Below are 23755 nucleotides of genomic sequence, written 5' to 3'. Positions count from 1 at the left end.
TAAGCCATGCCACGTTCTCTCAAGAAAGGTCCTTTTATTGACCTGCACTTGCTGAAGAAGGTAGAGAAAGCTTTGGAAAGCGGAGACAAGAAGCCACTGCGCACCTGGTCCCGTCGTTCAACGATCTTCCCTAACATGATCGGTTTGACCATCGCTGTCCATAATGGTCGTCAGCACGTTCCTGTCTTTGTTTCCGACGAAATGGTCGGTCACAAACTGGGTGAATTTGCTCCGACTCGTACTTATCGCGGCCACGCGGCTGATAAAAAAGCCAAGAAACGCTAAGGCAGGAGGAAGAGATGGAAACTATCGCTAAACATCGCCACGCTCGTTCTTCTGCACAGAAGGTTCGCTTGGTAGCGGATCTTGTACGCGGTAAGAAAGTGTCGCAGGCTCTGGACATTTTGACCTACACCAATAAGAAAGCGGCTGTACTGGTCAAGAAAGTTCTGGAATCTGCCATTGCTAACGCCGAACACAACGATGGCGCTGACATTGATGATCTGAAAGTCACGAAAATCTTCGTAGACGAAGGCCCAAGCATGAAGCGCATTATGCCGCGTGCAAAAGGTCGTGCAGATCGCATCCTGAAGCGCACCAGCCACATTACTGTGGTTGTGTCCGATCGCTGAGACTCTGGAGACTAGCAATGGGTCAGAAAGTACATCCTAATGGTATTCGCCTGGGTATTGTTAAACCCTGGAACTCTACCTGGTTCGCCAATACCAAAGAATTCGCTGACAACCTGGACAGCGACTTTAAAGTTCGTCAGTTCCTGACTAAAGAACTGGCTAAAGCATCCGTCTCTCGTATCGTTATCGAGCGTCCGGCTAAGAGCATCCGTGTGACTATTCACACCGCTCGTCCCGGCATCGTTATCGGTAAGAAAGGTGAAGATGTAGAAAAACTGCGCAAGGTCGTAGCGGATATCGCTGGCGTTCCTGCACAGATCAATATCGCCGAAGTCCGTAAACCGGAACTGGACGCTAAATTGGTTGCTGACAGCATCACTTCACAGCTGGAGCGTCGTGTGATGTTCCGTCGTGCTATGAAGCGTGCGGTACAGAACGCAATGCGTCTGGGCGCTAAAGGGATCAAAGTTGAAGTCAGTGGCCGTCTGGGCGGTGCAGAAATCGCGCGTACCGAATGGTACCGTGAAGGCCGCGTGCCGTTGCACACCCTGCGTGCTGACATTGACTACAACACCTCTGAAGCGCACACCACTTATGGTGTAATCGGCGTTAAGGTATGGATCTTCAAAGGTGAGATCCTGGGTGGTATGGCTGCTGTTGAACAACCGGAACCGGCTGCTCAACCTAAAAAGCAGCAGCGTAAAGGCCGTAAGTAAGGAGAGTCGCTGATGTTACAACCAAAGCGTACAAAATTCCGTAAAGTGCATAAAGGCCGCAACCGTGGTCTGGCGCAGGGTACGGATGTTAGCTTCGGTACTTTCGGTCTGAAAGCTGTTGGCCGTGGTCGTCTGACTGCACGTCAGATCGAAGCAGCACGTCGTGCTATGACCCGTGCAGTTAAGCGTCAAGGTAAAATTTGGATCCGTGTATTCCCGGACAAACCAATTACCGAGAAGCCGCTGGAAGTGCGTATGGGTAAAGGTAAAGGTAACGTGGAGTATTGGGTTGCCTTGATCCAGCCAGGTAAAGTCCTGTATGAAATGGACGGTGTTCCGGAAGAGCTGGCCCGTGAAGCATTCAAGCTGGCAGCAGCAAAACTGCCTATCAAAACCACCTTTGTAACTAAGACGGTGATGTAATGAAAGCAACAGAGCTGCGTGAAAAAAGCGTTGAAGAGCTGAACACTGAGCTACTTAACCTGCTGCGTGAGCAGTTCAACCTGCGCATGCAGGCAGCATCCGGCCAGCTTCAACAGACTCATGTGTTGAAGCAGGTGCGTCGTGATGTTGCACGCGTTAAGACTTTACTGACTGAGAAGGCGGGTGCGTAATGACCGATAAAATCCGTACTCTGCAAGGTCGTGTGACTAGTGACAAAATGGAGAAATCCATGGTTGTTGCTATCGAACGCTTCGTGAAGCACCCAATCTACGGGAAATTCATCAAGCGTACGACCAAACTGCACGTACACGACGAGAACAACGAATGTGGTATCGGCGACGTGGTGATCATCCGCGAATGCCGTCCACTGTCCAAGACTAAGTCATGGACGTTGGTTCGCGTTGTAGAGAAAGCGATTCTGTAATAGAATTCGCCTCTCTAAAAAATAAAATAAACGGCTCGTCTGAGCCGTTTATTTTTTCTACCCATATGCGAGAAGCAGTGTTATAATGCTGCGCCCTCAATATATGGGGCTATTAAACGACCTGAATCAGGTCCCGAAGTAGTAGTTGACATTAGCGGAGCACTAAAATGATCCAAGAACAGACTATGCTGAACGTCGCCGACAACTCCGGTGCACGTCGCGTAATGTGTATCAAGGTTCTGGGTGGCTCGCACCGTCGCTACGCAGGCGTAGGCGACATCATCAAAATTACCATCAAGGAAGCAATTCCTCGCGGTAAGGTTAAGAAGGGTGATGTGCTGAAAGCGGTAGTGGTGCGCACCAGGAAGGGTGTTCGTCGCCCGGACGGTTCTGTCATTCGCTTCGATGGTAATGCATGCGTTATTTTAAACAATAACAGTGAGCAGCCTATCGGAACGCGTATTTTTGGGCCGGTAACTCGTGAACTTCGTACTGAAAAGTTCATGAAAATTATCTCTCTGGCACCAGAAGTACTCTAAGGAGCGAAAAATGGCAGCTAAAATCCGTCGCGATGACGAAGTTATCGTGCTGACCGGCAAAGATAAAGGTAAGCGCGGTAAAGTAAAAAATGTCCTGTCTTCTGGCAAGGTCATTGTTGAAGGTATCAACCTGGTTAAAAAACATCAGAAGCCGGTTCCGGCCCTGAACCAACCAGGTGGCATCGTTGAAAAAGAAGCTGCTATTCAGGTTTCTAACGTTGCGCTCTTCAACTCGGCAACCGGTAAGGCTGACCGTGTAGGCTTTAGATTCGAAGACGGCAAAAAAGTCCGTTTCTTCAAGTCTAACAGCGAAACTATCAAGTAATTTGGAGTAGTACGATGGCGAAACTGCATGATTACTACAAAGACGAAGTAGTTAAGAAACTCATGACTGAGTTTAGCTACAATTCTGTCATGCAAGTCCCTCGGGTCGAGAAGATCACCCTGAATATGGGTGTGGGTGAAGCGATCGCTGACAAGAAACTGCTGGATAATGCAGCAGCCGATCTGGCAGCAATCTCCGGTCAAAAGCCGTTTATCACCAAAGCACGCAAGTCAGTTGCAGGCTTCAAAATCCGTCAGGGCTATCCGATCGGCTGTAAAGTAACTCTGCGTGGCGAACGCATGTGGGAGTTCTTTGAGCGTCTGATTTCTATTGCTGTTCCACGTATCCGTGACTTCCGTGGCTTGTCCGCTAAGTCATTCGATGGCCGTGGTAACTACAGCATGGGCGTTCGTGAGCAGATCATCTTCCCAGAAATCGACTATGACAAAGTCGACCGCGTTCGTGGTATGGATATTACCATCACCACTACTGCGAAATCTGATGATGAAGGCCGCGCACTGTTGGCTGCTTTTAACTTCCCGTTCCGCAAGTAAGGCAGGGTTACTGATGGCTAAGCAATCGATGAAAGCACGCGAAGTCGTTCGCGTGAAACTGGCTGACAAGTACCGCGCTAAACGCGAGGAACTGAAAGCTATCATTTCTAGCGTGAACTCGTCCGACGAAGATCGTTGGAATGCTGTTCTCAAGCTGCAAACTCTGCCGCGTGATTCCAGCCCGTCCCGTCAGCGCAAGCGCTGCCGCCAAACTGGCCGTCCACATGGTTATGTGGGCAAATTCGGGTTGAGCCGTATCAAGTTGCGTGAAGCCGCCATGCGCGGTGAAGTACCTGGCTTGAAAAAGGCTAGCTGGTAATTACCAATTGAATCACGGGAGTAAAGACAGATGAGCATGCAAGATCCGATCGCGGATATGCTGACCCGTATCCGTAACGGTCAATCCGCAAACAAAGTTGCGGTCTCCATGCCTTCCTCCAAGCTGAAATTGGCTATTGCCAACGTGCTGAAGGAAGAAGGCTATATTGAAGAATTTAAAATCGAAGGCGACACCAAGCCAGAACTGGAACTGACTCTTAAGTATTTCCAGGGCAAGGCAGTGGTAGAGAGCATTCAGCGTGTAAGCCGTCCAGGTCTGCGTATCTACAAACGCAAAGACGAACTGCCAAAAGTAATGGCTGGACTGGGTATCGCTGTTGTTTCTACCTCTAAAGGTGTTATGACCGATCGTGCAGCACGCCAGGCTGGTCTTGGCGGCGAAATTATCTGCTACGTAGCTTAATCGGAGGATAAATGTCTCGTGTTGCTAAAGCACCTGTCGTCATTCCTGCCGGCGTAGAGGTAAAACTCGACGGTCAGGTAATTTCGATTAAAGGTAAGAACGGCGAGCTGACTCGTACGCTCAACAATGCCGTAGAAGTTAAGCATGCTGACAACGCCCTGACTTTCGCTCCGCGCGAAGGTTTTGCGGACGCTTGGGCGCAGGCAGGTACTTCTCGCGCTCTGCTGAACGCTATGGTTATCGGTGTTACCGAAGGCTTCACTAAGAAGCTGCAGCTGGTTGGTGTAGGTTATCGTGCAGCCGTTAAAGGCAACGCAGTGAGTTTAGCCTTGGGCTTCTCTCACCCCGTTGAACACGCGCTGCCAGCGGGAATCACTGCTGAATGTCCAACTCAGACTGAAATCGTGCTGAAAGGCGCTGATAAACAGCTGATTGGTCAGGTTGCAGCCGATATTCGCGCCTACCGTCGTCCTGAGCCTTATAAAGGCAAGGGTGTTCGTTACGCCGACGAAGTCGTGCGTACCAAAGAGGCTAAGAAGAAGTAAGGTAACACTATGGATAAGAAATCTGCTCGTATCCGTCGTGCGACCCGCGCACGTCGCAAGCTCAAAGAGCTGGGTGCTACTCGCCTGGTGGTACATCGTACCCCGCGTCATATTTACGCACAGGTAATCGCACCTAACGGTTCTGAAGTCCTGGTTGCCGCTTCTACTGTAGAAAAAGCAATCGGTGAGCAACTGAAGTACACTGGAAACAAAGACGCTGCTGCTGCTGTTGGTAAAGCAGTTGCTGAACGCGCAATCGAAAAAGGCATCACTGGTGTTTCTTTCGACCGTTCTGGTTTCCAATATCATGGTCGTGTCCAGGCACTGGCAGATGCTGCCCGTGAAGCTGGCCTACAGTTCTAAGGTAGAGGTGTAAGATGGCACACATCGAAAAACAAGCTGGCGAACTGCAGGAAAAGCTGATCGCGGTTAATCGCGTATCTAAAACCGTTAAAGGTGGCCGTATTTTCTCCTTCACAGCTCTGACTGTTGTGGGTGATGGTAATGGTCGCATCGGTTTTGGTTACGGTAAAGCGCGTGAAGTTCCAGCAGCGATCCAGAAAGCGATGGAAAAAGCTCGTCGCAATATGATCAATGTCGCGCTGAACAACGGCACCCTGCAGCACCCTGTTAAAGGCGTGCACACAGGTTCTCGCGTGTTCATGCAGCCAGCTTCAGAAGGTACCGGTATTATCGCCGGTGGTGCAATGCGCGCCGTTCTGGAAGTTGCTGGGGTTCATAACGTTCTGGCTAAAGCCTACGGTTCCACCAACCCGATCAACGTGGTTCGTGCAACTCTGGATGGCCTGGCTAACATGAATTCCCCAGAAATGGTCGCTGCCAAGCGTGGCAAATCCGTTGAAGACATTCTGGGGTAATGACCATGGCTAAGACTATTAAGATTACTCAAACCCGTAGTTCGATCGGTCGTCTGCCTAAACATAAGGCGACACTGCTTGGCCTGGGTCTGCGTCGTATTAACCACACCGTAGAGCGTGAAGACACGCCAGCTGTACGCGGTATGGTTAACGCGATTTCCTACATGGTTAAAGTGGAGGAGTAACAGATGCGTTTAAATACTCTGTCTCCGGCCGACGGCTCAAAGCGCGCTGCGAAACGCGTGGGCCGTGGTATCGGTTCAGGCCTCGGAAAAACCGGCGGTCGTGGTCACAAAGGTCAGAACTCACGTTCTGGCGGTGGCGTACGTCGTGGTTTTGAAGGCGGCCAGATGCCTCTGTACCGCCGTCTGCCGAAATTCGGTTTCACTTCGCGTAAAGCAATGGTTACGGCAGAAGTTCGTCTGTCTGACCTGGCGAAAGTTGAAGGCGGCATCGTCGACCTGAACACGCTGAAAGCGGCTAACATTATCGGTATTCAGATGGAGTTCGCGAAAGTGTTCCTGTCTGGCGAAGTTTCTGTACCGGTAACGGTTCGTGGTCTGCGTGTCACTAAAGGCGCTCGTGCTGCAATCGAAGCTGCTGGCGGTAAAATTGAGGAATAAGTAGCAGATGGCTAAGCAACCGGGATTAGATTTTCAAAGTGCCAAAGGCGGTTTTGGCGAACTAAAACGCAGACTTCTGTTTGTGATTGGTGCGCTGATTGTCTTCCGTATTGGCTCTTTTATTCCAATTCCTGGTATTGATGCCACTGTACTTGCCAAATTGCTTGAGCAACAGCGTGGCACCATCATTGAAATGTTTAACATGTTCTCTGGTGGTGCTCTGAGCCGTGCTTCTATCTTTGCTCTGGGTATCATGCCGTATATTTCGGCATCGATTATTATCCAGCTGCTGACGGTGGTTCATCCCGCGTTAGCTGAAATCAAGAAAGAAGGGGAGGCTGGCCGTCGCAAGATCAGCCAGTACACCCGCTACGGTACTCTGGTATTAGGTATTTTCCAGTCGATCGGTATTGCTACCGGTTTACCGAATATGCCTGGAATGCAGGGCCTGGTGTTAAATCCAGGCTTGGCTTTCTACTTTACCGCTGTTGTTAGCTTGGTTACCGGGACAATGTTCCTGATGTGGCTGGGCGAGCAAATTACTGAACGAGGTATCGGCAACGGTATCTCGATCATTATCTTTGCTGGTATTGTTGCGGGTCTGCCGCCGGCCATTGGCCATACCATCGAGCAAGCGCGGCAAGGCGACCTGCACTTCCTCCTGTTACTGTTGGTTGCAGTTCTCGTATTTGCAGTGACCTTCTTCGTTGTTTTCGTTGAGCGTGGTCAACGCCGCATTGTGGTGAACTATGCGAAACGTCAGCAAGGCCGTCGTGTCTATGCTGCGCAGAGCACACATTTACCGTTGAAAGTGAACATGGCCGGGGTTATCCCTGCTATCTTTGCTTCCAGCATCATTCTGTTCCCAGCGACCATAGCTTCATGGTTCGGGGGCGGAACCGGGTGGAACTGGCTGACGACGATTTCTATGTCATTACAGCCTGGCCAGCCGCTTTATGTGCTACTCTATGCGACTGCAATCATCTTCTTCTGTTTCTTCTACACAGCGTTGGTTTTTAACCCGCGTGAAACAGCAGATAACCTGAAGAAGTCTGGTGCATTTGTACCAGGTATTCGTCCGGGAGAACAGACGGCGAAGTATATCGATAAAGTAATGACTCGCCTGACCTTAATCGGTGCTTTGTACATTACCTTTATCTGCCTGATCCCGGAGTTCATGCGTGATGCGATGAAAGTCCCATTCTACTTCGGCGGTACATCACTGCTGATAGTAGTGGTTGTCATCATGGACTTTATGGCTCAAGTGCAAACTCTGATGATGTCGAGTCAGTATGAGTCTGCATTGAAGAAAGCAAACCTGAAAGGCTATGGCCGTTAATTCAGGCGCTTGAGAAGTTACGGAGAGTAAAAATGAAAGTTCGTGCTTCCGTCAAGAAATTATGTCGTAACTGCAAAATCATTCGCCGCGACGGTGTCGTTCGTGTGATCTGCAGTGCCGAGCCTAAGCATAAACAGCGCCAAGGCTGATTTAATCGCATATTTTTCTTGCAAAGTCGGGTTGAGCTGGCTAGATTAGCCAGCCAATCTTTTGTATGTCTATGCGTTTCCATTTGAGTATCCTGAAAACGGGCTTTTCGGCATGGGACGCATAAGTAATTAAATAGGAGTGCATAGTGGCCCGTATAGCAGGCATTAACATTCCTGATCATAAACATACCGTTATTGCTTTAACTGCGATCTTCGGTATCGGTAAAACCCGTTCACAGTCTATCTGTGCATCCACGGGTATCGCCGAAAATGTTAAGATCAGTGAGCTGTCTGAAGAGCAAATCGACATTCTGCGTGATGCAGTGGCGAAATTTGTTGTTGAAGGCGATCTGCGTCGTGAAGTCACCCTGAGCATCAAGCGTCTTATGGACCTTGGTTGCTATCGTGGTTTGCGTCATCGTCGTGGTCTTCCAGTGCGCGGTCAGCGTACCAAGACCAACGCACGTACCCGTAAGGGTCCGCGTAAACCGATCAAGAAATAATCGGGGTGATTGAATAATGGCAAAGGCACCAGTTCGTGCACGTAAGCGTGTAAGAAAGCAAGTCTCTGATGGCGTGGCTCATGTCCATGCGTCTTTTAACAACACCATCGTTACTATTACCGACCGTCAGGGTAATGCGTTGGGTTGGGCAACAGCCGGTGGCTCCGGTTTCCGTGGTTCTCGTAAGTCTACGCCGTTCGCTGCGCAGGTTGCTGCAGAGCGTTGCGCAGAGGCCGTGAAAGATTACGGTATTAAGAACTTGGAAGTTATGGTTAAGGGTCCTGGTCCAGGCCGCGAATCAACTATTCGTGCTCTGAACGCTGCTGGTTTCCGCATCACTAATATTACTGATGTGACTCCGATCCCTCACAACGGTTGTCGTCCGCCGAAAAAACGTCGCGTATAACGCCCCGTTTTTTAGGAATGTTGGAGAAAGAAAATGGCAAGATATTTGGGTCCTAAGCTCAAGCTGAGCCGTCGTGAAGGCACAGACCTGTTCCTTAAGTCTGGCGTTCGCGCGATTGATACCAAGTGTAAGATTGAACAAGCTCCTGGTCAGCACGGTGCGCGCAAGCCACGTCTGTCTGATTATGGCGTGCAGTTACGTGAAAAGCAGAAAGTTCGCCGTATCTACGGTGTGCTGGAGCGTCAGTTCCGTAACTATTATAAAGAAGCAGCTCGTCTGAAAGGCAATACCGGTGAAAACCTGTTAGCTCTGCTGGAAGGTCGTCTGGATAACGTAGTTTATCGTATGGGCTTTGGCGCCACTCGTGCAGAATCACGTCAGTTGGTTAGCCACAAATCTATCATGGTAAACGGCCGCGTTGTTAGCATCGCTTCTTATCAGGTAACTCCGAATGACGTTGTTAGCATCCGTGAGAAAGCCAAAAAGCAGTCTCGCGTGAAAGCCGCTCTGGAGCTGGCTGAACAGCGTGAAAAGCCAACCTGGCTGGAAGTTGATGCAACTAAGATGGAAGGTGTGTTCAAGCGTATTCCTGAACGTACCGATCTGTCTGCGGACATTAACGAACACCTGATCGTCGAGCTTTACTCCAAGTAAGGCTTAGTACCAAAGAGAGGACACAATGCAGGGTTCTGTGACAGAGTTTCTAAAACCACGCCTGGTAGATATCGAACAAGTGAGTTCGACGCACGCCAAGGTGACCCTTGAGCCTTTAGAGCGTGGCTTTGGCCATACTCTCGGTAACGCGCTGCGCCGTATTTTGCTTTCATCAATGCCGGGTTGCGCGGTGACCGAGGTTGAAATTGATGGTGTACTACATGAGTACAGCACCAAAGAGGGCGTACAGGAAGATATCCTGGAAATCCTGCTCAACCTGAAAGGTTTAGCGGTAAGAGTTCAGGGCAAAGATGAAGTTATTCTTACTCTGAATAAATCTGGCATTGGCCCTGTGACTGCAGCCGATATCACCCATGATGGTGATGTTGAAATCGTCAAGCCGCAGCACGTGATCTGCCATCTGACCGATGAAAACGCTGCTATCAGCATGCGTATCAAAGTTCAGCGTGGTCGTGGTTATGTGCCGGCTTCTGCCCGAATTCATTCGGAAGAAGATGAGCGCCCGATCGGTCGTCTGTTAGTCGACGCCTGCTATAGCCCTGTAGAGCGTATTGCCTACAATGTTGAAGCAGCGCGTGTGGAACAGCGTACCGACCTGGACAAGCTGGTCATCGAAATGGAAACCAACGGCACTATCGATCCTGAAGAAGCGATCCGCCGTGCGGCTACCATCCTGGCAGAACAACTGGAAGCTTTCGTCGACTTACGTGATGTTCGTCAGCCGGAAGTGAAAGAAGAGAAACCAGAATTCGATCCGATCTTGCTGCGCCCTGTTGACGATCTGGAATTGACTGTCCGCTCTGCTAACTGCCTCAAGGCAGAAGCTATCCACTACATCGGTGATCTGGTACAGCGTACCGAGGTTGAGCTGCTTAAAACACCTAACCTTGGTAAAAAATCTCTTACTGAGATTAAAGATGTGCTGGCTTCTCGTGGTCTGTCTCTGGGCATGCGCCTGGAAAACTGGCCGCCAGCTAGCATTGCTGATGAATAACCCGATCACAGGTTAAGGTTTCACTGAGAAGGATAAGGTCATGCGCCATCGTAAGAGTGGTCGTCAACTGAACCGTAACAGCAGCCATCGTCAGGCTATGTTCCGCAACATGGCTGGCTCTTTGGTTCGTCATGAGATCATCAAGACGACCCTGCCAAAAGCGAAAGAGCTGCGTCGCGTAGTTGAGCCGCTGATTACTCTTGCCAAGACCGACAGCGTAGCTAATCGTCGTCTGGCATTCGCCCGTACTCGTGATAACGAGATCGTGGCAAAACTGTTTAACGAGCTGGGCCCGCGTTTCGCGAGCCGTGCCGGTGGTTACACTCGCATTTTGAAGTGTGGCTTCCGCGCTGGTGACAACGCTCCGATGGCTTACATCGAGCTGGTTGATCGTCCAGAAGCTCAAGCAGAAGCTGTAGCAGAGTAATCTGTTACAACATTAAAAAGACCCCGCTTGCGGGGTTTTTTTATATCCCCAATTCCTTCCTCTCGTCACCACGCAATAATTGCTCTATGCTGAAATTTCTACTTTTAGCGAGGCTATCATGTCACTGATCGATCAACTGGCTGAAAAGCATATCCTTGCAGCCCTGCACCAGGGCGATCTTGATAACCTGCCTGGCACCGGACATCCATTGAAACTGGATGATGACTCACATGTTCCAGAAGAGCTGCGTGCGAGTTACCGCATCCTGAAAAATTCAGGCTATCTTCCTCCCGAACTTGAAATGCGTCGTGAAGCGGTTGAACTCGACCAGCTATTAGGCAGCGTTAACCCACTCGATGAACAGTATTTGCCACAGCTAAAACGGCTCAGGCTGCTAGAACTCAAACTTAAACAGGCTGGCATCAGCACTGATTTTCTGCAAGGCGACTATAGTCAGCAAATACATCTTCGTTTTAATGAGGTTGATTAATGTATCGCATTGGACAACTGGCTAAGCTGGCCAACGTCACACCGGACACTATCCGCTTTTATGAAAAGCAGCAGATGATGGATCATGAGGTGAGAACGCAAGGCGGTTTTCGTCTTTATAGTGATAAGGATTTGCAGCGTCTGAAGTTCATTCGTTATGCACGGCATTTGGGTTTCAAGCTGGAGGCAATTCGCGAGCTGTTGTCGATCCGTGTCGATCCTGAACATCATACCTGTCAGGAATCAAAATCAATCGTGCAGAAACGACTTGATGAAGTTTCAGCAATGCTCAAAGAGCTAAAACATATGCAACGCTCATTGAAGAGACTGAATGATGCCTGTTGTGGGAGTGCACACAGCAGCGTCTATTGCTCTATCCTTGATGCTTTGGAGAAAGGGGCATCCACATCTTTAGTTCATACGGATGATTGAATTTTTCTCTTTTCGGGCCTATATTCCTAACCGTCATCATCTAACAGGAAGAGTTCATGACTACCTACCAACACAAAAAGGGCATTATCCGCGATAATGCAATAGAAGCATTGCTACACGATCCTTTGTTTAAACAGCGCATTGAAGTCAATCATAAGGGCAAGGGCAGCTATCGGCGTAAAGAAAAACATGGCAAGAAAGCAGGCTTGGAGGCCAGTGGTAAATTCATCATTAGTGTATTTTCCTCTGGCCTTCCGCTTTTCTCGGCTGAAGTATCCACGTACGCTATCAACTATCTTTCAGTCTTTCGACCGGCGATAAAGGGACTTTTCGATCATGCTTAAATTGTTGTGAGGCTAAAGAGACTATCAGGTTTGAATAATAATCAGTGGCACGATAATTGATATTTTTCCTGAACTGTGGGTAATGATGATAATATTTTAAAAATGTTTTTATCTGATCAGATTTTATTCCTTCAATAGGATAGTTTGGGATACGTACCAGAATATCTTCAATTTGTATTGATACACTATCCCAAGTATGAAAAATATATGATTCAATATCTTTTTTTAAATTCAGTAAACGGTCTTCTGCAAAAATCAGTTGCTCAATAATGGATGTGTGATTAATGGCTGTGGCTGAGGTTTTTTCGCAATCTGGCTCTCTCTTCATTTCAAACAGATCTTTAGTATTGGTAAAGTAGTGGGCTAATTCGTGAATGATAATATTAGAAGCGTCCACTGTACAAAGTTTGAAGAAATCTTCTGTAATGATAATATCGAGTTTATCATATCCTATCTTGGGTAAAGTTTGATCGCCTATTGTTGCTATAAGAGGGGATAGAGAATTTTCTTTTTCAAAAATTTCAGTGTCTTTGTTTTTTTTGACATAAATAAAGTTCAGGAAATTATTGCCGTACCTGTCACTGCCTCTTTCGAGGTAGTTGCGCATTTTTGCCAAATTTATAATTAACTTGTCGATAAAGTCTCTGTCATTATTTATATCCACCAAGAATGGCTTATTAAGTTCATCTTTAATTTGCTTTTCAAATATTTCTCTCACATCAAGGTAATTCTTTAAATCAGATGGCTGCATATTTTCAATATTTACATGGAAAAAGCGTAGTATCGCCCTGCCAAGGTAGTCATTAATGACAGGTTGAACACTGTTATACCTGTTTGATGACCTCAGAAGTGATGTTGTAGCCGAGTCGACAATTTTAACCGTGTTGCTAATAACCAATTGAAGGTAATTAAAATGTCGTTCATTTATCTTTTTTAGAGAAGAAAGGTTTCTCGCCATGATTTTAAAGATAAATGTATCACTTTTTAACCTTAAAAAATCATTCTCCATCGATTGTCGTGTGGCTAAATAGTTTTGATGTATGCCTGATGATTGTCGTGTGGGTCGACTCATGGGGCTGACACCATCATGTTTGTTGTCAGGGTGCAGGTCGACTTTGCTGAACGGGTTGTTCCGCATACCGCTACTGTCATCAAAAGGTATGACCGGATTAATAGGATGCCCCTTTGGGCAATAAAGCTGCGCTAAGTTGGCTTTCCGTCCAGCGATGCTCTTCCTTCCTGCATAACACTGATATCCCAGCACGCCGGATCCGGTCAGTATGCCCGCCCCGACCAGGAAACGTTTAAAAAACCCCCCTTTCCATCCACGGGAAAGGGGGGAGGTAACGCCGGAGTCATGTAATGATTCTGCCTCTAAGCGCAGAGCTTTACCTTTGCTTATTATCTCATTCAGTGAAATAACCCCTGCACCATCTTCTTCACTGGCCACCCGTACCGGGGGCCACCGGGTCTTGCATCTGTTGAAGGGACTCTCTCCTTTGCTGTTATCAACCGTTGTGATTCGGGAAGTAAGAAGTTGAGGATCTTGATTATTGTGGTGAAAGCCATCTTTAACGTTATGCTTGTCAGATGTCAGTGGGAAGGGCATTCGAGGCAAATCATGACGAACATTTACGGGCATGATACTACTCCTTTAGTTTGAGCTTATCGTTGGCAGCAATTCTGTCCTTATGGCGAGACCTGTCCGAAGGCTTCAATACTGAGGCCTATGACGTGGTTGTGGTAATGGGATCGGTTTCGGAATCAATAATGTAATGGAAGATAGCTATTAGAGCCAGACGCTGGGTTTTATTGGCCCGTTTTCTGACAAACTCTTATCTTTGCGAAGTGAAGAACGATTCTGCCATTGCACGATCCTGCGGCCTCCACAACGGTGGATATCCGGTGACGGACGTCTCTGATATGTGAGGACTTATACCGTTATATCGCGTCGTTCAGAATGACAGCGAAGCTGACAATGCGTTTTTTGACGTGACAGGCATAATGCGGGGAAATAAAAAACCCTGTCAGCTAAATGCTCACAGGGATGGAATAATTTATCTTGTTATCACGTTGGCTACTGGCTGCCAAATCATTACTGAGTTTTACCGTTCTGCTCTTTTAGCAAATCACGGATTTCACTCAACAGCGTCTCTTCAGCAGAAGGTTTTGCCACAGGCTTCTCAACCTCTTTCTTCGTATAAAGCCTGTTCATCAGCTTGATGGCCATAAAAATGGCAAACGCGACGATGACAAAATCAAATACCGTCTGCAAAAACACGCCATATTCCATCACTACCGCAGGTGCTGCACCATCAGCGGGCTTTAATATCCAGCTAAATTGTTTGAAATCAACGCCACCAATCAGCAAACCCAAAGGCGGCATAATGATGTTTGCCACCAATGAGGAGACGATTTTGCCAAAAGCAGCACCGATGATAACACCGACTGCCAAATCAACTACGTTGCCGCGCATAGCGAAATCGCGAAACTCTTTGAACATACTCATTTTTATCTCCTTCCCTTAAATTATTCTTAAAGTCTAACAAACGATAGTCGTTTTGCCATGAAGATCACAAATAAATGTGAATTGAGTGCCAATTAGCTTTCCCGTCATGGCAGCCGGGCGTGAAAATGGTAAAACCAGGATTAAAGGAAGAACGGGCTTGGCTGGAAAAGTCTCTCAACATCAGGCACGAACTTCTTGTCGGTGAGGAACATAATGACGTGGTCGCCCTGCTCAATGCGAAGATTGTCATTAGCAATGATAACATCATCACCACGCACCACCGCACCAATGATAGTACCCGGAGGGAGCTTAATATCATCAATCTGGCGACCAACGACTTTTGAGGTGGACTCTTCGCCATGTGCAATCGCTTCAATGGCCTCCGCCACACCACGGCGTAGAGAAGATACGCCAACGATATCAGCTTTACGTACGTGCCCGAGCAGAGCAGAAATCGTCGCCTGCTGTGGGGAAATGGCAATATCGATCACACTACCCTGCACAAGGTCGACATAGGCGCGACGCTGGATTAACACCATCGCTTTTTTCGCCCCCATACGCTTTGCCAGCATCGCGGACATGATATTGGCTTCATCATCATTGGTTATCGCAATAAACAGATCGATCTGATCGACGTGCTCTTCCGCCAGCAGCTCCTGATCGGAAGCATCGCCGTAAAATACAATCGTGTTCTGCAAATTTTCAGCCAGCTCTGCTGCACGCTGTTGATCGCGTTCGATCAGCTTGACGCTATAATGTTTTTCCAGCCGTTGGGCCAGGCCGAATCCAATGTTTCCGCCGCCGACAATCATAATGCGCTTATAAGGTTTTTCCAGGCGTTGATACTCACTCATCACGGCGCGAATGTGCTGACTGGCTGCGATAAAGAAGACTTCATCGCCCGCTTCAATAATGGTTGAACCCTGAGGGCGGATTGGACGATCCTGACGGAAAATGGCGGCAACACGGGTATCTATGTGTGGCATATGTTCACGCATTACCGACAGGGCATTGCCCACCAGCGGGCCGCCGTAATAGGCTTTGACTACCGCGAGACTGACTTTACCTTCGGCAAAATTAACCACCTGTAGCGCTCCCGGGTATTCAATCAGGCGATAAATATTGTCTATTACCAGCTGTTCGGGAGAGATAAGGTGGTCGATGGGCACTGCTTCAGGAATAAATAACCTGTCGGCATCGCGTATGTAATCCGGCGCGCGGATACGAGCAATACGATTAGGCGTATTGAACAGTGAATAGGCGACCTGGCAGGCCACCATATTCGTTTCGTCGGAGCTGGTGACCGCCACCAGCATATCCGCATCCTCCGCGCCGGCTTCCCGCAATACGCGCGGATGAGAGCCGTGCCCATGAACGACGCGCAGATCGAACTTATCTTGTAACTGACGCAGGCGCAGCGTATCGGTATCCACCAGAGTAATATCGTTATTTTCACCGACCAGGTTTTCAGCAAGCGTACCGCCGACCTGTCCTGCACCAAGAATGATAATTTTCATTGAGCTTCAGTCTGTTGGTTTTGCTTCGATTGTGGTGCAGTTTAGCGCACCACCTCTGTTACTGTTTTACCAATTTCGCGTAGTAGAAACCATCACCGCCATCTGCCTGCGGAAACACCTGGATGCCAGGTTGGGTCAGATCGCCTGTTTCAACCAACGATGCATTGGCATGACGTTGCAGAAACTGACCGATCTGCATATGGTTCTCTTCAGGCAGCACCGAGCAGGTTGCGTACAGCAACGTGCCTCCGGGCTTCAGATGTGGCCAGACGGCATCCAAGATTTGCTGTTGTAGCGCTGCCAGCTCCGCGATATCGCGATCGCGGCGTAACCATTTAATATCCGGATGACGGCGGATTACCCCCGTGGCTGAGCAGGGAGCATCCAGCAGGATACGATCGAATTGAGTATCATCGCACCATGCAGCGGGTGTTCGCCCATCACCCAGCTTAACCTCTGCCTGCATATTAAGCCGTTGTAGATTTTCAGTCACTCTTGCCAAACGTTGGGCATCAACGTCTACTGCTAATACCTTTGCCTGCGGTGCAGCCTCCAGAATATGGGTGGTTTTTCCCCCAGGGGCAGCACAAAGATCGAGTATAACCTCGCCGTTTTGGGGAGCGAGCAGCGCCACGCATCCCTGAGCAGAGGCATCCTGCACGGTGACCCAGCCCTGGTCGAATCCCGGAAGCTGGCCGACGGCGCAGGGGAACTCCAGCCGTAGCGCATCGCCGTGCTGAGGGTGAGCAAAAGCCTGTTTGCCGCTCTCCTCCAGCAAAGCCAGCCAGGCATCCCGGCTGTGGTGCTGGCGGTTAACGCGCAGCCACATCGGCGGTCTCTGATTATTAGCCTCCACAATTCGTTGCCACTGGCCCGGCCAGGCGCGCCTCAGGCGTTCCAGCAACCATTTGGGATGTAGATACTGCTGATCACCATCGTTCATTTGTTGCATCAGTTCGTCCTGCTGACGCTGGAACTGGCGCAGAACGCCGTTAATCAGTCCTTTCAGCTGCGGGCGTTTAAGTGCAACGGCACCTTCCACCGTTTCTGCCAGTGCAGCATGGGACGGAATGCGTGTGAACATCAACTGGTAGAGCCCAACCATGATCAGGAAATGGATCGCCCGCTGTTTGCCGGTCATTGGGCGCGACATCAGCCTGCTGATAATCCACTCCAGCTGCGGCAGAGTACGCAATACGCCGTAGCAAAGTTCCTGTAGCAGTGCGGCATCTTTGTCGCCAACGCTTTTTTGCGCAGCAGGCAGAACGTGACTCAGCGACTGCCCCTGTTCGACAACCTTCTCAATAGTCTGAGCGGCGATGCAGCGTAAATTAGTCATTTTTTTCATTGGGATTCACAATTCTGACGATGGCCCGGCATCGTGGCCGGGCAACGTATCAGGCAATAATATTGCCAGGGGTAAACCATTCACGGCGGGAATTAAGCAGGTCTTGAGCCTTCATCGCTTTTTTACCTGCGGGCTGTAACTCTTCAATATTTAGCACGCCGTCGGCAGTGACAACTTGAATACCGTGCTTATCGGCCAGCAAGATCTCGCCCGGCTGATGGCCATTGACAGCAGGCAGCACGGAAGCTTTCCATACTTTCACCGGTTGCTCATCAATCACAAAGTAGCTTACGGGCCAGGGATTAAAGGCACGTATACAGCGTTCCAGCTGCTGTGCGGAAAGCGACCAGTCGAGGCGGGCCTCTTCTTTACTGAGTTTTTCCGCGTAGCTAACCAGGGATTCGTCCTGCACCTGTGGCCGGGCGCTGCCGCTTGCCAGCTGTGCCAGCGTGGTTAGCAGACCAGCGGGGCCGAGATCGGCTAATTTACCGTACAACGTGGCGCTGGTATCAGCGTCTTCGATCGGACAGGACAGCTTGTGCAGCATATCGCCGGTATCCAGCCCGACATCCATCTGCATGATGGTCACTCCCGTCTCGGCGTCACCTGCCCATAGTGAGCGCTGGATCGGTGCGGCACCACGCCAGCGTGGCAGCAGAGAGCCGTGTACGTTGATGCAGCCGAGGCGCGGCATCTCCAGCACGATTTTAGGCAGTATCAGCCCGTAGGCAACCACCACCATCACGTCGGCGTTCAGTGCGGCGACCCGCTGCTGATTTTCTTCAAGACGCAACGATTGAGGTTGAAAGACAGGTATGTTGTGCTGTTCAGCCAGCTGTTTTACCGGGCTTGCGGTAACCTTGTTACCTCGACCCGCAGGGCGATCGGGTTGGGTGAAGACGCCAAGCACCTGATGCCCGGAAGAGAGCAGCGCGTCAAGATGACGCGCTGCAAAGTCGGGGGTGCCGGCAAAAATGATTTTCAATGATTCGGACACGTTTTACCCTTCAGTCAACGAACTTAGTCGCGTGCGCTCTGACGATACAGTTTTTCCAGCTTCTGACGGATGCGCTGACGTTTCATTGGCGACAGATAATCAATGAACAGCTTGCCGACCAGGTGATCCATCTCATGCTGAATACAAATGGCCAGCAGGTCATCTGCTTCAAGCTCGAAGCTGTTCCCTTCACGATCCAGTGCCCGAATTTTAACTTTCTCGGCACGGGGAACCAGCGCACGCTGTTCGGGAATGGACAGGCAGCCTTCTTCGATACCCGTTTCACCGCTCTTTTCCAGCAGTTCCGGGTTGATCAACACCAGGCGCTCATCACGATTCTCTGATACGTCGATAACGATAATGCGCTGATGGATATCGACCTGTGTCGCGGCCAGCCCAATGCCTTCCTCTGCGTACATGGTTTCAAACATATCATCGACGATACGCTGAATATTCGCATTCACTTCTTTAACGGGTTTCGCAACGATGCGCAGGCGCTCGTCAGGAAAATGTAATACCTGCAAAACGGACATAACTTTCCAGATCTGTATTCAAGGGTTGAAAGATTTATACCTCTCATTGTAGACATTTCGCGCGACGATTGACAGCATTCCAGACGTTAACCTTCAGGGAGAAGGGAGGCAAAAACAGGGAGATGATCATGTCGCCAGTCGAGTGTGCGTTGAGGCTTTCAGGGGTGTCCGGAATAAACAGTCAACAGCGTCTTGCTTTAATCAGCAAGCTATTGAGTTTTACCACGCCCGGTATGCGTCATCTTGCATCATTGGGGTTATCTGTTTTACAACAACGGGCATTCTTTAATTACGATGAGCATATCATTGCGCAGACTTTTCGCTGGCTGGAATCACCCCTGCATCATTTCTTAACGCCATATAGCCCCTGCTATCCTGAACAGCTCAAAAACATCAGTCATTTTCCCTTGATGCTTTTTGTCGCGGGCGATCCGACATTACTGGCATCACCGCAGTTGGCGATCGTTGGCAGCCGCCACTGTTCGCACTACGGTCGTGAGTGGGGCAGCTGGTTCAGTCAGGCACTGGCCTTGAGTGGTTTGACCATAACCAGCGGACTGGCATTAGGGATTGATGGCATTGCCCATCGTGCGGCGCTGGAAGTGGAGGGAAAGACCCTTGCGGTACTGGGGAGTGGGCTGGAGGTGATTTACCCACGACAGCATCAAATATTGGCCCAGCAAATCATTGATAGCGGCGGGGCGCTGGTTTCTGAGTTTCCACTATCAGTTAAACCGTTGCCTGCTCATTTCCCCCGTCGCAATCGAATTATCAGCGGCCTGAGCCGTGGCGTTCTGGTGGTAGAAGCGACTTTACGCAGTGGTTCACTGGTGACCGCAAAGTTGGCATTGGAACAGAACCGTGACGTCTACGCATTGCCCGGAGCGCTGGGCAATCCGGGCAGTGAAGGAACGCACTGGCTAATCCAGCAGGGGGCATTATTGGTAGCGCATCCTGATAATATTCTGGAAGAGATGCACAACGACTTTACATGGTTACCTGTTTCCGCCACAGAGACACACAATTCAGCGGTGTATAGCAATCCCTCATTGCCATTTCCCGATGTGTTGGCTAACGTAGGAGATGAGGTTACACCTGTTGACGTCGTCGCTGAACGTGCCGGCCAACCTGTGCCAGCTATCGTAGCTAAGTTGCTTGAGTTGGAGTTAGCAGGATGGATCGCAGCTGTACCCGGCGGCTATGTCCGATTGAGGAGGGCAAGCCATGTTCGACGTACTAATGTACCTATTTGAAACCTATATCCACAATGAGGCAGAAATGCGTGTGGATCAGGATAAGTTAACTGATGATTTATCTGATGCAGGCTTTCATCGTGAAGATATTTATAATGCGTTGAACTGGCTGGAAAAGTTGGCAGACTATCAGGACGGACTGGTTGCCCCGATTCTGCTGACTAGCGATCCGCTGTCCATGCGTATCTATACCGAGGAAGAGAGTCAGCGTTTGGATGCCAACTGTCGTGGATTTATTCTGTTCCTGGAGCAAATTCAGGTCCTGAATCTGGAAACGCGGGAAATGGTTATCGAACGTATCATGGCGCTTGATACCCTTGAGTTCGATCTGGACGATCTGAAATGGGTGGTGTTGATGGTGCTGTTTAACATCCCAGGATGTGAAAATGCCTATCAACAAATGGAAGAACTGCTTTTCGACGCCAATGAAGGAATGCTGCACTGAAGATTGCCTTAGTGTAAACAACGTTATGAATAAAACTGCGCTTTTCGCTGCGCGAAAAAATGAACCCTGCCCCCAGTGTGGGGCAGAACTGGTTATTCGCTCCGGGAAACACGGCGCTTTTCTTGGTTGCCCACAGTATCCCGCATGCGACTTCATTCGACCGCTGAAAAGCCAGGCTGAAGGGCACATTATTAAAGTGCTCGATGGGCAGCTCTGCCCGCAGTGCGGTGGTGGGCTTGTGCTGCGTCAGGGGCGCTACGGTATGTTTGTCGCCTGTGACGATTACCCTGAATGCGATCACACCGAAACTATCGATAAGCCGGATGAAACCACGCTGGCCTGCCCACAATGTCAGAACGGTAAACTGATTCAGCGTCGTTCGCGCTACGGCAAAACGTTTCATGCCTGCGATCGTTACCCTGACTGCCAGTTTGCGGTGAATTTCAACCCGGTGGAAGGCGTCTGCGAATTTTGTCAGTTCCCGCTGCTTATTGAGAAGAAAACGGCGAGAGGAACAAAGCGTTCCTGCGCCAGTAAAGCCTGTGGCAAACCCGTAATATCAGGAAACCGTAGTGAAGAAGAACCCCGTGGTTGATTCATTGGCGCAGTGTGTCGAACAGCTATCTCAGGCGAAAGTGATTGCCTATCCAACCGAAGCGGTTTTTGGCTTGGGCTGCGATCCTGACTGTGAAGTCGCAGTGATGCGGCTGCTGGCGTTAAAGCAGCGCCCCGTCGAGAAAGGATTGATCCTGATTGCTGCCGATTATCAGCAGCTGATCCCCTGGATTGCGGATGAACAGCTTTCAACTGAACAGAAAGCGCGCATGTTCTCTCGCTGGCCTGGCCCGGTAACATGGGTATTGCCTGCACGTAGTACCACACCGGGCTGGTTAACCGGGCGATTCAGTACTCTGGCTGTACGCGTCAGCGATCATCCCGATGTCATCGCTTTGTGCGATGCTTTTGGTAAGCCACTGGTTTCAACCAGCGCCAATTTGACCGGGTTGCCGCCCTGCCGTCATGCCGCAGAGGTGCTGGAACAGTTTGGCAGCGATTTTCCGGTTCTGCTCGGCGAGACCGGTGGTCGTCTCAACCCATCGGAAATCCGCGATGTGTTAACCGGTGAACTGATTCGCCAGGGATAAATAGAGGAAACTATGTCGTCTTTCGTCGTCATCGGTAATCCGATTAGTCACAGTAAATCACCACGTATTCATCAGCTGTTTGCTGATCAAACGGGTATTGCGCATCCTTATGAGAGCCTGTGCGCGCCGCTTGATGAATTTGGACAGGTAGCGCGTTCGTTCTTCGCCAAAGATGGACGGGGGGCCAATGTGACGCTGCCGTTTAAACAGCAGGCCTATGAGCTTGCCGATGAATTGACCGAGCGTGCGGCGCTGTCCGGGGCGGTTAATACGCTCAAGAAGCTGGATGATGGACGATTAGTTGGCGATAACACCGACGGCATCGGCCTGTTGAGCGATCTTGAGCGCTTAGATCTGATCAAGCCTGACGACCGGATCCTGTTGATCGGTGCTGGCGGCGCAGCACGCGGAGTGATTCTTCCGCTGCTTTCCTTTGGTTGCAGCCTGACGGTGACTAATCGCACCCAGGCAAAAGCAGAGGATTTGGCGCAGCTTTTTAAGCACAGCGGGCGTATCGATTCAGTGGCCAAAGAGCAACTCGCTAAAGGGCAGTTTGATCTGGTGATCAATGCCACATCAAGCGGAGTAGGGGGAGGAATACCCGATCTTCCAGACGGACTGGTCAGCGCGCATACCCGCTGCTATGACATGTTCTATCAGATCGGTGACACGCCGTTCCTGCAATGGTGCCGCCGGCAGGGATCTTCCCAAATGGCTGATGGGTTAGGGATGCTGGTGGGGCAGGCTGCACATTCCTTTATGCTATGGCACGGAATAATGCCGGAAATTACGCCAGCGATCGCTGTACTCAAAGCGGAGATGGGGGCGTGAATCAGGCCATTCAGTTCCCGGAGCGCGAATGGTGGGATGAGGCGAGGCAGGCGGTGTGTTTTAGCGCGCAGGCTAATGGTTTTCAGTTGACCTGTGCGATTAACGGCGAAGAGTTACTTCGCCGTTTTCATAAAGAAGGGGATGCTCTGGCCTGTTTTCGCCTTAATCGCTGGGAGCTGGAAGAACTGGCGGAACGGGCGATTCAGCATCAGCAGGAAGATGATCAGGGCTGGGTTTGGCTTTCCTCATACAAATAGTCGTCTTTCCAACGGACATAGTTATTGGCGGAATAGACCAGGCCACTTAATTCAGCCTCCGTCAGCGGACGTACCTTCCTTGCCGGGCTGCCCAAGTAGAGATAGCCACGCTCCAGGCGTTTACCCGGTGATACCAGGCTGCCGGCACCAATCATCACGTCATCTTCTACTATTACTCCATCAAGCAGAACTGAACCCATCCCAACCAGTACCCGGTTACCAACAGTACAGCCGTGTAACATCGCTTTATGGCCAACGGTAACATCTTCGCCAATCACCAGCGGGTGACCTTCAGGACTGTCGGCAGATTTATGGGTAAGATGCAGTACGCTACCATCCTGAATATTGGTACGTTTGCCTATAGTAATCCGGTTAACGTCGCCACGGATCACCACCAAAGGCCAGATGCCGACGTCGTCGGCCAGCGTGACATCGCCGATCACCACGCTGGTGGGATCGATCATCACCCGGTTACCCAGTTGCGGGCGAACGCCTTTGTATGCACGAATATTTTGGCTCATTGCTCTCTCTCTATATATAAACGATCTTTGCAGGATAGCGCCGTGAACGATCAAGGATCAATGAATCGGGAAAAAGCGCATTAAAATTGTACGAATTGCCTTAGTTATCGGCAAAAAGAGTGAAAACCCAGCAGTCAAAAAGAAAGATCGTAAAAAGGCTTGTGCAATAAATTCGGATCCCTATAATGCGCCTCCATCGACACGGAACAACGGCTTACC

General features: G+C 49.9%; 39 protein-coding genes. 32 read left to right on the top strand and 7 right to left on the bottom strand.

Going from position 1 to position 23755, the window contains the following annotated elements; genetic code table 11:
• Positions 1-6 precede the first annotated feature (6 nt).
• The 26 genes from rpsS (at position 7) to EPIR_RS18450 (ending at position 12180) form a co-directional block, all read left to right on the top strand.
• A complete protein-coding gene (gene rpsS, locus EPIR_RS16210) occupies positions 7-285 on the top strand; it encodes a 30S ribosomal protein S19 (protein ID WP_004160590.1) in 279 nt (92 codons plus the stop codon).
• Between the two features lie 14 nt (positions 286-299).
• On the top strand, positions 300-632 hold the full coding sequence (gene rplV, locus EPIR_RS16205) for a 50S ribosomal protein L22 (RefSeq protein ID WP_000447532.1): 333 nt from the start codon (positions 300-302) through the stop codon (positions 630-632).
• Positions 633-649: 17 nt separating this feature from the next.
• A complete protein-coding gene (gene rpsC, locus EPIR_RS16200; protein ID WP_002919766.1) occupies positions 650-1348 on the top strand; it encodes a 30S ribosomal protein S3 in 699 nt (232 codons plus the stop codon).
• Positions 1349-1360: 12 nt separating this feature from the next.
• On the top strand, positions 1361-1771 hold the full coding sequence (rplP, locus tag EPIR_RS16195) for a 50S ribosomal protein L16 (protein ID WP_002438716.1): 411 nt from the start codon (positions 1361-1363) through the stop codon (positions 1769-1771).
• Positions 1771-1962 (top strand): 50S ribosomal protein L29, encoded by a 192-nt coding sequence (gene rpmC, locus EPIR_RS16190; protein ID WP_004160585.1) that lies wholly within the window; start codon positions 1771-1773, stop codon positions 1960-1962. Before rplP ends, rpmC begins: the two co-directional genes overlap by 1 nt.
• Complete coding sequence (gene rpsQ / locus EPIR_RS16185) at positions 1962-2216, top strand: 30S ribosomal protein S17 (RefSeq protein WP_023656563.1); 255 nt, start codon at positions 1962-1964, stop codon at positions 2214-2216. Before rpmC ends, rpsQ begins: the two co-directional genes overlap by 1 nt.
• A gap of 167 nt (positions 2217-2383) precedes the next feature.
• Positions 2384-2755, top strand: a complete 372-nt coding sequence (rplN, locus tag EPIR_RS16180; RefSeq protein ID WP_004160583.1) for a 50S ribosomal protein L14 — start codon at positions 2384-2386, stop codon at positions 2753-2755.
• Positions 2756-2765: 10 nt separating this feature from the next.
• Complete coding sequence (gene rplX / locus EPIR_RS16175; protein WP_004160582.1) at positions 2766-3080, top strand: 50S ribosomal protein L24; 315 nt, start codon at positions 2766-2768, stop codon at positions 3078-3080.
• Between the two features lie 14 nt (positions 3081-3094).
• Positions 3095-3634 (top strand): 50S ribosomal protein L5, encoded by a 540-nt coding sequence (gene rplE, locus EPIR_RS16170; protein WP_004160580.1) that lies wholly within the window; start codon positions 3095-3097, stop codon positions 3632-3634.
• 13 nt (positions 3635-3647) lie between these two features.
• Positions 3648-3953: a 30S ribosomal protein S14 gene (gene rpsN, locus EPIR_RS16165; RefSeq protein WP_004160578.1), complete on the top strand. Its 306-nt coding sequence runs from the start codon at positions 3648-3650 to the stop codon at positions 3951-3953.
• 30 nt (positions 3954-3983) lie between these two features.
• Positions 3984-4376: a 30S ribosomal protein S8 gene (gene rpsH / locus EPIR_RS16160; protein WP_023656562.1), complete on the top strand. Its 393-nt coding sequence runs from the start codon at positions 3984-3986 to the stop codon at positions 4374-4376.
• An 11-nt stretch (positions 4377-4387) separates the two neighbouring features.
• Positions 4388-4921: a 50S ribosomal protein L6 gene (gene rplF, locus EPIR_RS16155; RefSeq protein WP_023656561.1), complete on the top strand. Its 534-nt coding sequence runs from the start codon at positions 4388-4390 to the stop codon at positions 4919-4921.
• Positions 4922-4930: 9 nt separating this feature from the next.
• Positions 4931-5284: a 50S ribosomal protein L18 gene (rplR, locus tag EPIR_RS16150; protein WP_012442836.1), complete on the top strand. Its 354-nt coding sequence runs from the start codon at positions 4931-4933 to the stop codon at positions 5282-5284.
• Positions 5285-5298: 14 nt separating this feature from the next.
• Positions 5299-5799 carry a 30S ribosomal protein S5 gene (gene rpsE / locus EPIR_RS16145; protein ID WP_004160571.1) on the top strand — a complete coding sequence of 167 codons (501 nt, stop codon included), beginning with the start codon at positions 5299-5301 and terminating at the stop codon, positions 5797-5799.
• A gap of 5 nt (positions 5800-5804) precedes the next feature.
• Complete coding sequence (gene rpmD, locus EPIR_RS16140) at positions 5805-5984, top strand: 50S ribosomal protein L30 (RefSeq protein ID WP_004160569.1); 180 nt, start codon at positions 5805-5807, stop codon at positions 5982-5984.
• A gap of 3 nt (positions 5985-5987) precedes the next feature.
• Positions 5988-6422 carry a 50S ribosomal protein L15 gene (rplO, locus tag EPIR_RS16135; protein WP_023656560.1) on the top strand — a complete coding sequence of 145 codons (435 nt, stop codon included), beginning with the start codon at positions 5988-5990 and terminating at the stop codon, positions 6420-6422.
• 7 nt (positions 6423-6429) lie between these two features.
• A complete protein-coding gene (gene secY, locus EPIR_RS16130; protein ID WP_023656559.1) occupies positions 6430-7761 on the top strand; it encodes a preprotein translocase subunit SecY in 1332 nt (443 codons plus the stop codon).
• Between the two features lie 32 nt (positions 7762-7793).
• Positions 7794-7910, top strand: coding sequence for a 50S ribosomal protein L36 (rpmJ, locus tag EPIR_RS16125; RefSeq protein WP_004160566.1), 117 nt, complete (start codon positions 7794-7796; stop codon positions 7908-7910).
• 146 nt (positions 7911-8056) lie between these two features.
• A complete protein-coding gene (gene rpsM / locus EPIR_RS16120) occupies positions 8057-8413 on the top strand; it encodes a 30S ribosomal protein S13 (protein ID WP_012442833.1) in 357 nt (118 codons plus the stop codon).
• Positions 8414-8429: 16 nt separating this feature from the next.
• Complete coding sequence (gene rpsK, locus EPIR_RS16115) at positions 8430-8819, top strand: 30S ribosomal protein S11 (RefSeq protein WP_004160563.1); 390 nt, start codon at positions 8430-8432, stop codon at positions 8817-8819.
• 33 nt (positions 8820-8852) lie between these two features.
• On the top strand, positions 8853-9473 hold the full coding sequence (gene rpsD / locus EPIR_RS16110) for a 30S ribosomal protein S4 (protein WP_023656558.1): 621 nt from the start codon (positions 8853-8855) through the stop codon (positions 9471-9473).
• A 25-nt stretch (positions 9474-9498) separates the two neighbouring features.
• Complete coding sequence (locus EPIR_RS16105; RefSeq protein ID WP_002919219.1) at positions 9499-10488, top strand: DNA-directed RNA polymerase subunit alpha; 990 nt, start codon at positions 9499-9501, stop codon at positions 10486-10488.
• A gap of 40 nt (positions 10489-10528) precedes the next feature.
• Complete coding sequence (gene rplQ, locus EPIR_RS16100) at positions 10529-10915, top strand: 50S ribosomal protein L17 (protein ID WP_004160560.1); 387 nt, start codon at positions 10529-10531, stop codon at positions 10913-10915.
• A 118-nt stretch (positions 10916-11033) separates the two neighbouring features.
• Positions 11034-11405, top strand: coding sequence for a DnaJ family domain-containing protein (locus EPIR_RS16095; protein WP_023656557.1), 372 nt, complete (start codon positions 11034-11036; stop codon positions 11403-11405).
• A complete protein-coding gene (zntR, locus tag EPIR_RS16090) occupies positions 11405-11836 on the top strand; it encodes a Zn(2+)-responsive transcriptional regulator (RefSeq protein WP_023656556.1) in 432 nt (143 codons plus the stop codon). The genes EPIR_RS16095 and zntR overlap by 1 nt, the downstream gene beginning before the upstream one ends.
• Before the next feature lie 56 nt (positions 11837-11892).
• Positions 11893-12180, top strand: a complete 288-nt coding sequence (locus EPIR_RS18450; protein WP_023656555.1) for an alternative ribosome-rescue factor A — start codon at positions 11893-11895, stop codon at positions 12178-12180.
• Here EPIR_RS18450 and EPIR_RS16085 read toward each other — a convergent pair.
• From EPIR_RS16085 to def, 6 genes are all read right to left on the bottom strand, one after another.
• On the bottom strand, positions 12125-13822 hold the full coding sequence (locus EPIR_RS16085) for a hypothetical protein (protein WP_023656554.1): 1698 nt from the start codon (positions 13820-13822) through the stop codon (positions 12125-12127). The two genes, EPIR_RS18450 and EPIR_RS16085, sit on opposite strands and share 56 nt — an antisense overlap.
• 453 nt (positions 13823-14275) lie before the next feature.
• On the bottom strand, positions 14276-14689 hold the full coding sequence (gene mscL / locus EPIR_RS16080; protein ID WP_023656553.1) for a large-conductance mechanosensitive channel protein MscL: 414 nt from the start codon (positions 14687-14689) through the stop codon (positions 14276-14278).
• Positions 14690-14829: 140 nt separating this feature from the next.
• Positions 14830-16206: a Trk system potassium transporter TrkA gene (gene trkA, locus EPIR_RS16075; RefSeq protein ID WP_023656552.1), complete on the bottom strand. Its 1377-nt coding sequence runs from the start codon at positions 16204-16206 to the stop codon at positions 14830-14832.
• 58 nt (positions 16207-16264) lie between these two features.
• Positions 16265-17554: a 16S rRNA (cytosine(967)-C(5))-methyltransferase RsmB gene (gene rsmB, locus EPIR_RS16070; protein ID WP_023656551.1), complete on the bottom strand. Its 1290-nt coding sequence runs from the start codon at positions 17552-17554 to the stop codon at positions 16265-16267.
• Between the two features lie 49 nt (positions 17555-17603).
• Positions 17604-18551, bottom strand: a complete 948-nt coding sequence (gene fmt, locus EPIR_RS16065) for a methionyl-tRNA formyltransferase (protein WP_023656550.1) — start codon at positions 18549-18551, stop codon at positions 17604-17606.
• Between the two features lie 23 nt (positions 18552-18574).
• Entirely contained in the window at positions 18575-19084 is a 510-nt protein-coding gene (gene def / locus EPIR_RS16060; protein ID WP_023656549.1) for a peptide deformylase, read from the bottom strand.
• 128 nt (positions 19085-19212) lie between these two features.
• On the opposite strand from def, the gene dprA reads away from it, so the two are divergent.
• From dprA to EPIR_RS16030, 6 genes are read left to right on the top strand one after another with little or no spacing between them, the layout of a single operon-like run.
• Complete coding sequence (gene dprA, locus EPIR_RS16055; protein ID WP_023656548.1) at positions 19213-20337, top strand: DNA-protecting protein DprA; 1125 nt, start codon at positions 19213-19215, stop codon at positions 20335-20337.
• Positions 20309-20782 (top strand): DUF494 family protein Smg, encoded by a 474-nt coding sequence (smg, locus tag EPIR_RS16050; RefSeq protein ID WP_048697936.1) that lies wholly within the window; start codon positions 20309-20311, stop codon positions 20780-20782. The genes dprA and smg overlap by 29 nt, the downstream gene beginning before the upstream one ends.
• Positions 20783-20807: 25 nt before the next feature.
• On the top strand, positions 20808-21377 hold the full coding sequence (locus EPIR_RS16045) for a DNA topoisomerase family protein (RefSeq protein WP_048697935.1): 570 nt from the start codon (positions 20808-20810) through the stop codon (positions 21375-21377).
• Complete coding sequence (gene tsaC / locus EPIR_RS16040; protein WP_023656546.1) at positions 21355-21927, top strand: L-threonylcarbamoyladenylate synthase type 1 TsaC; 573 nt, start codon at positions 21355-21357, stop codon at positions 21925-21927. Before EPIR_RS16045 ends, tsaC begins: the two co-directional genes overlap by 23 nt.
• Before the next feature lie 12 nt (positions 21928-21939).
• The gene (gene aroE, locus EPIR_RS16035) at positions 21940-22758 is read left to right on the top strand and encodes a shikimate dehydrogenase (protein ID WP_023656545.1); all 819 of its coding nucleotides are present in this window, start codon (positions 21940-21942) and stop codon (positions 22756-22758) included.
• Entirely contained in the window at positions 22755-23015 is a 261-nt protein-coding gene (locus EPIR_RS16030; protein ID WP_023656544.1) for a DUF1488 family protein, read from the top strand. The genes aroE and EPIR_RS16030 overlap by 4 nt, the downstream gene beginning before the upstream one ends.
• Here EPIR_RS16030 and EPIR_RS16025 read toward each other — a convergent pair.
• Positions 22982-23536, bottom strand: coding sequence for a gamma carbonic anhydrase family protein (locus EPIR_RS16025; RefSeq protein ID WP_023656543.1), 555 nt, complete (start codon positions 23534-23536; stop codon positions 22982-22984). The genes EPIR_RS16030 and EPIR_RS16025 overlap by 34 nt on opposite strands.
• Positions 23537-23755: the final 219 nt, after the last annotated feature.

This window comes from Erwinia piriflorinigrans CFBP 5888 (assembly GCF_001050515.1).
Lineage (GTDB): Bacteria > Pseudomonadota > Gammaproteobacteria > Enterobacterales > Enterobacteriaceae > Erwinia > Erwinia piriflorinigrans.
Note: the sequence above shows the minus strand (reverse complement) of the source record. Positions and strands in the feature narration are given on the sequence as shown.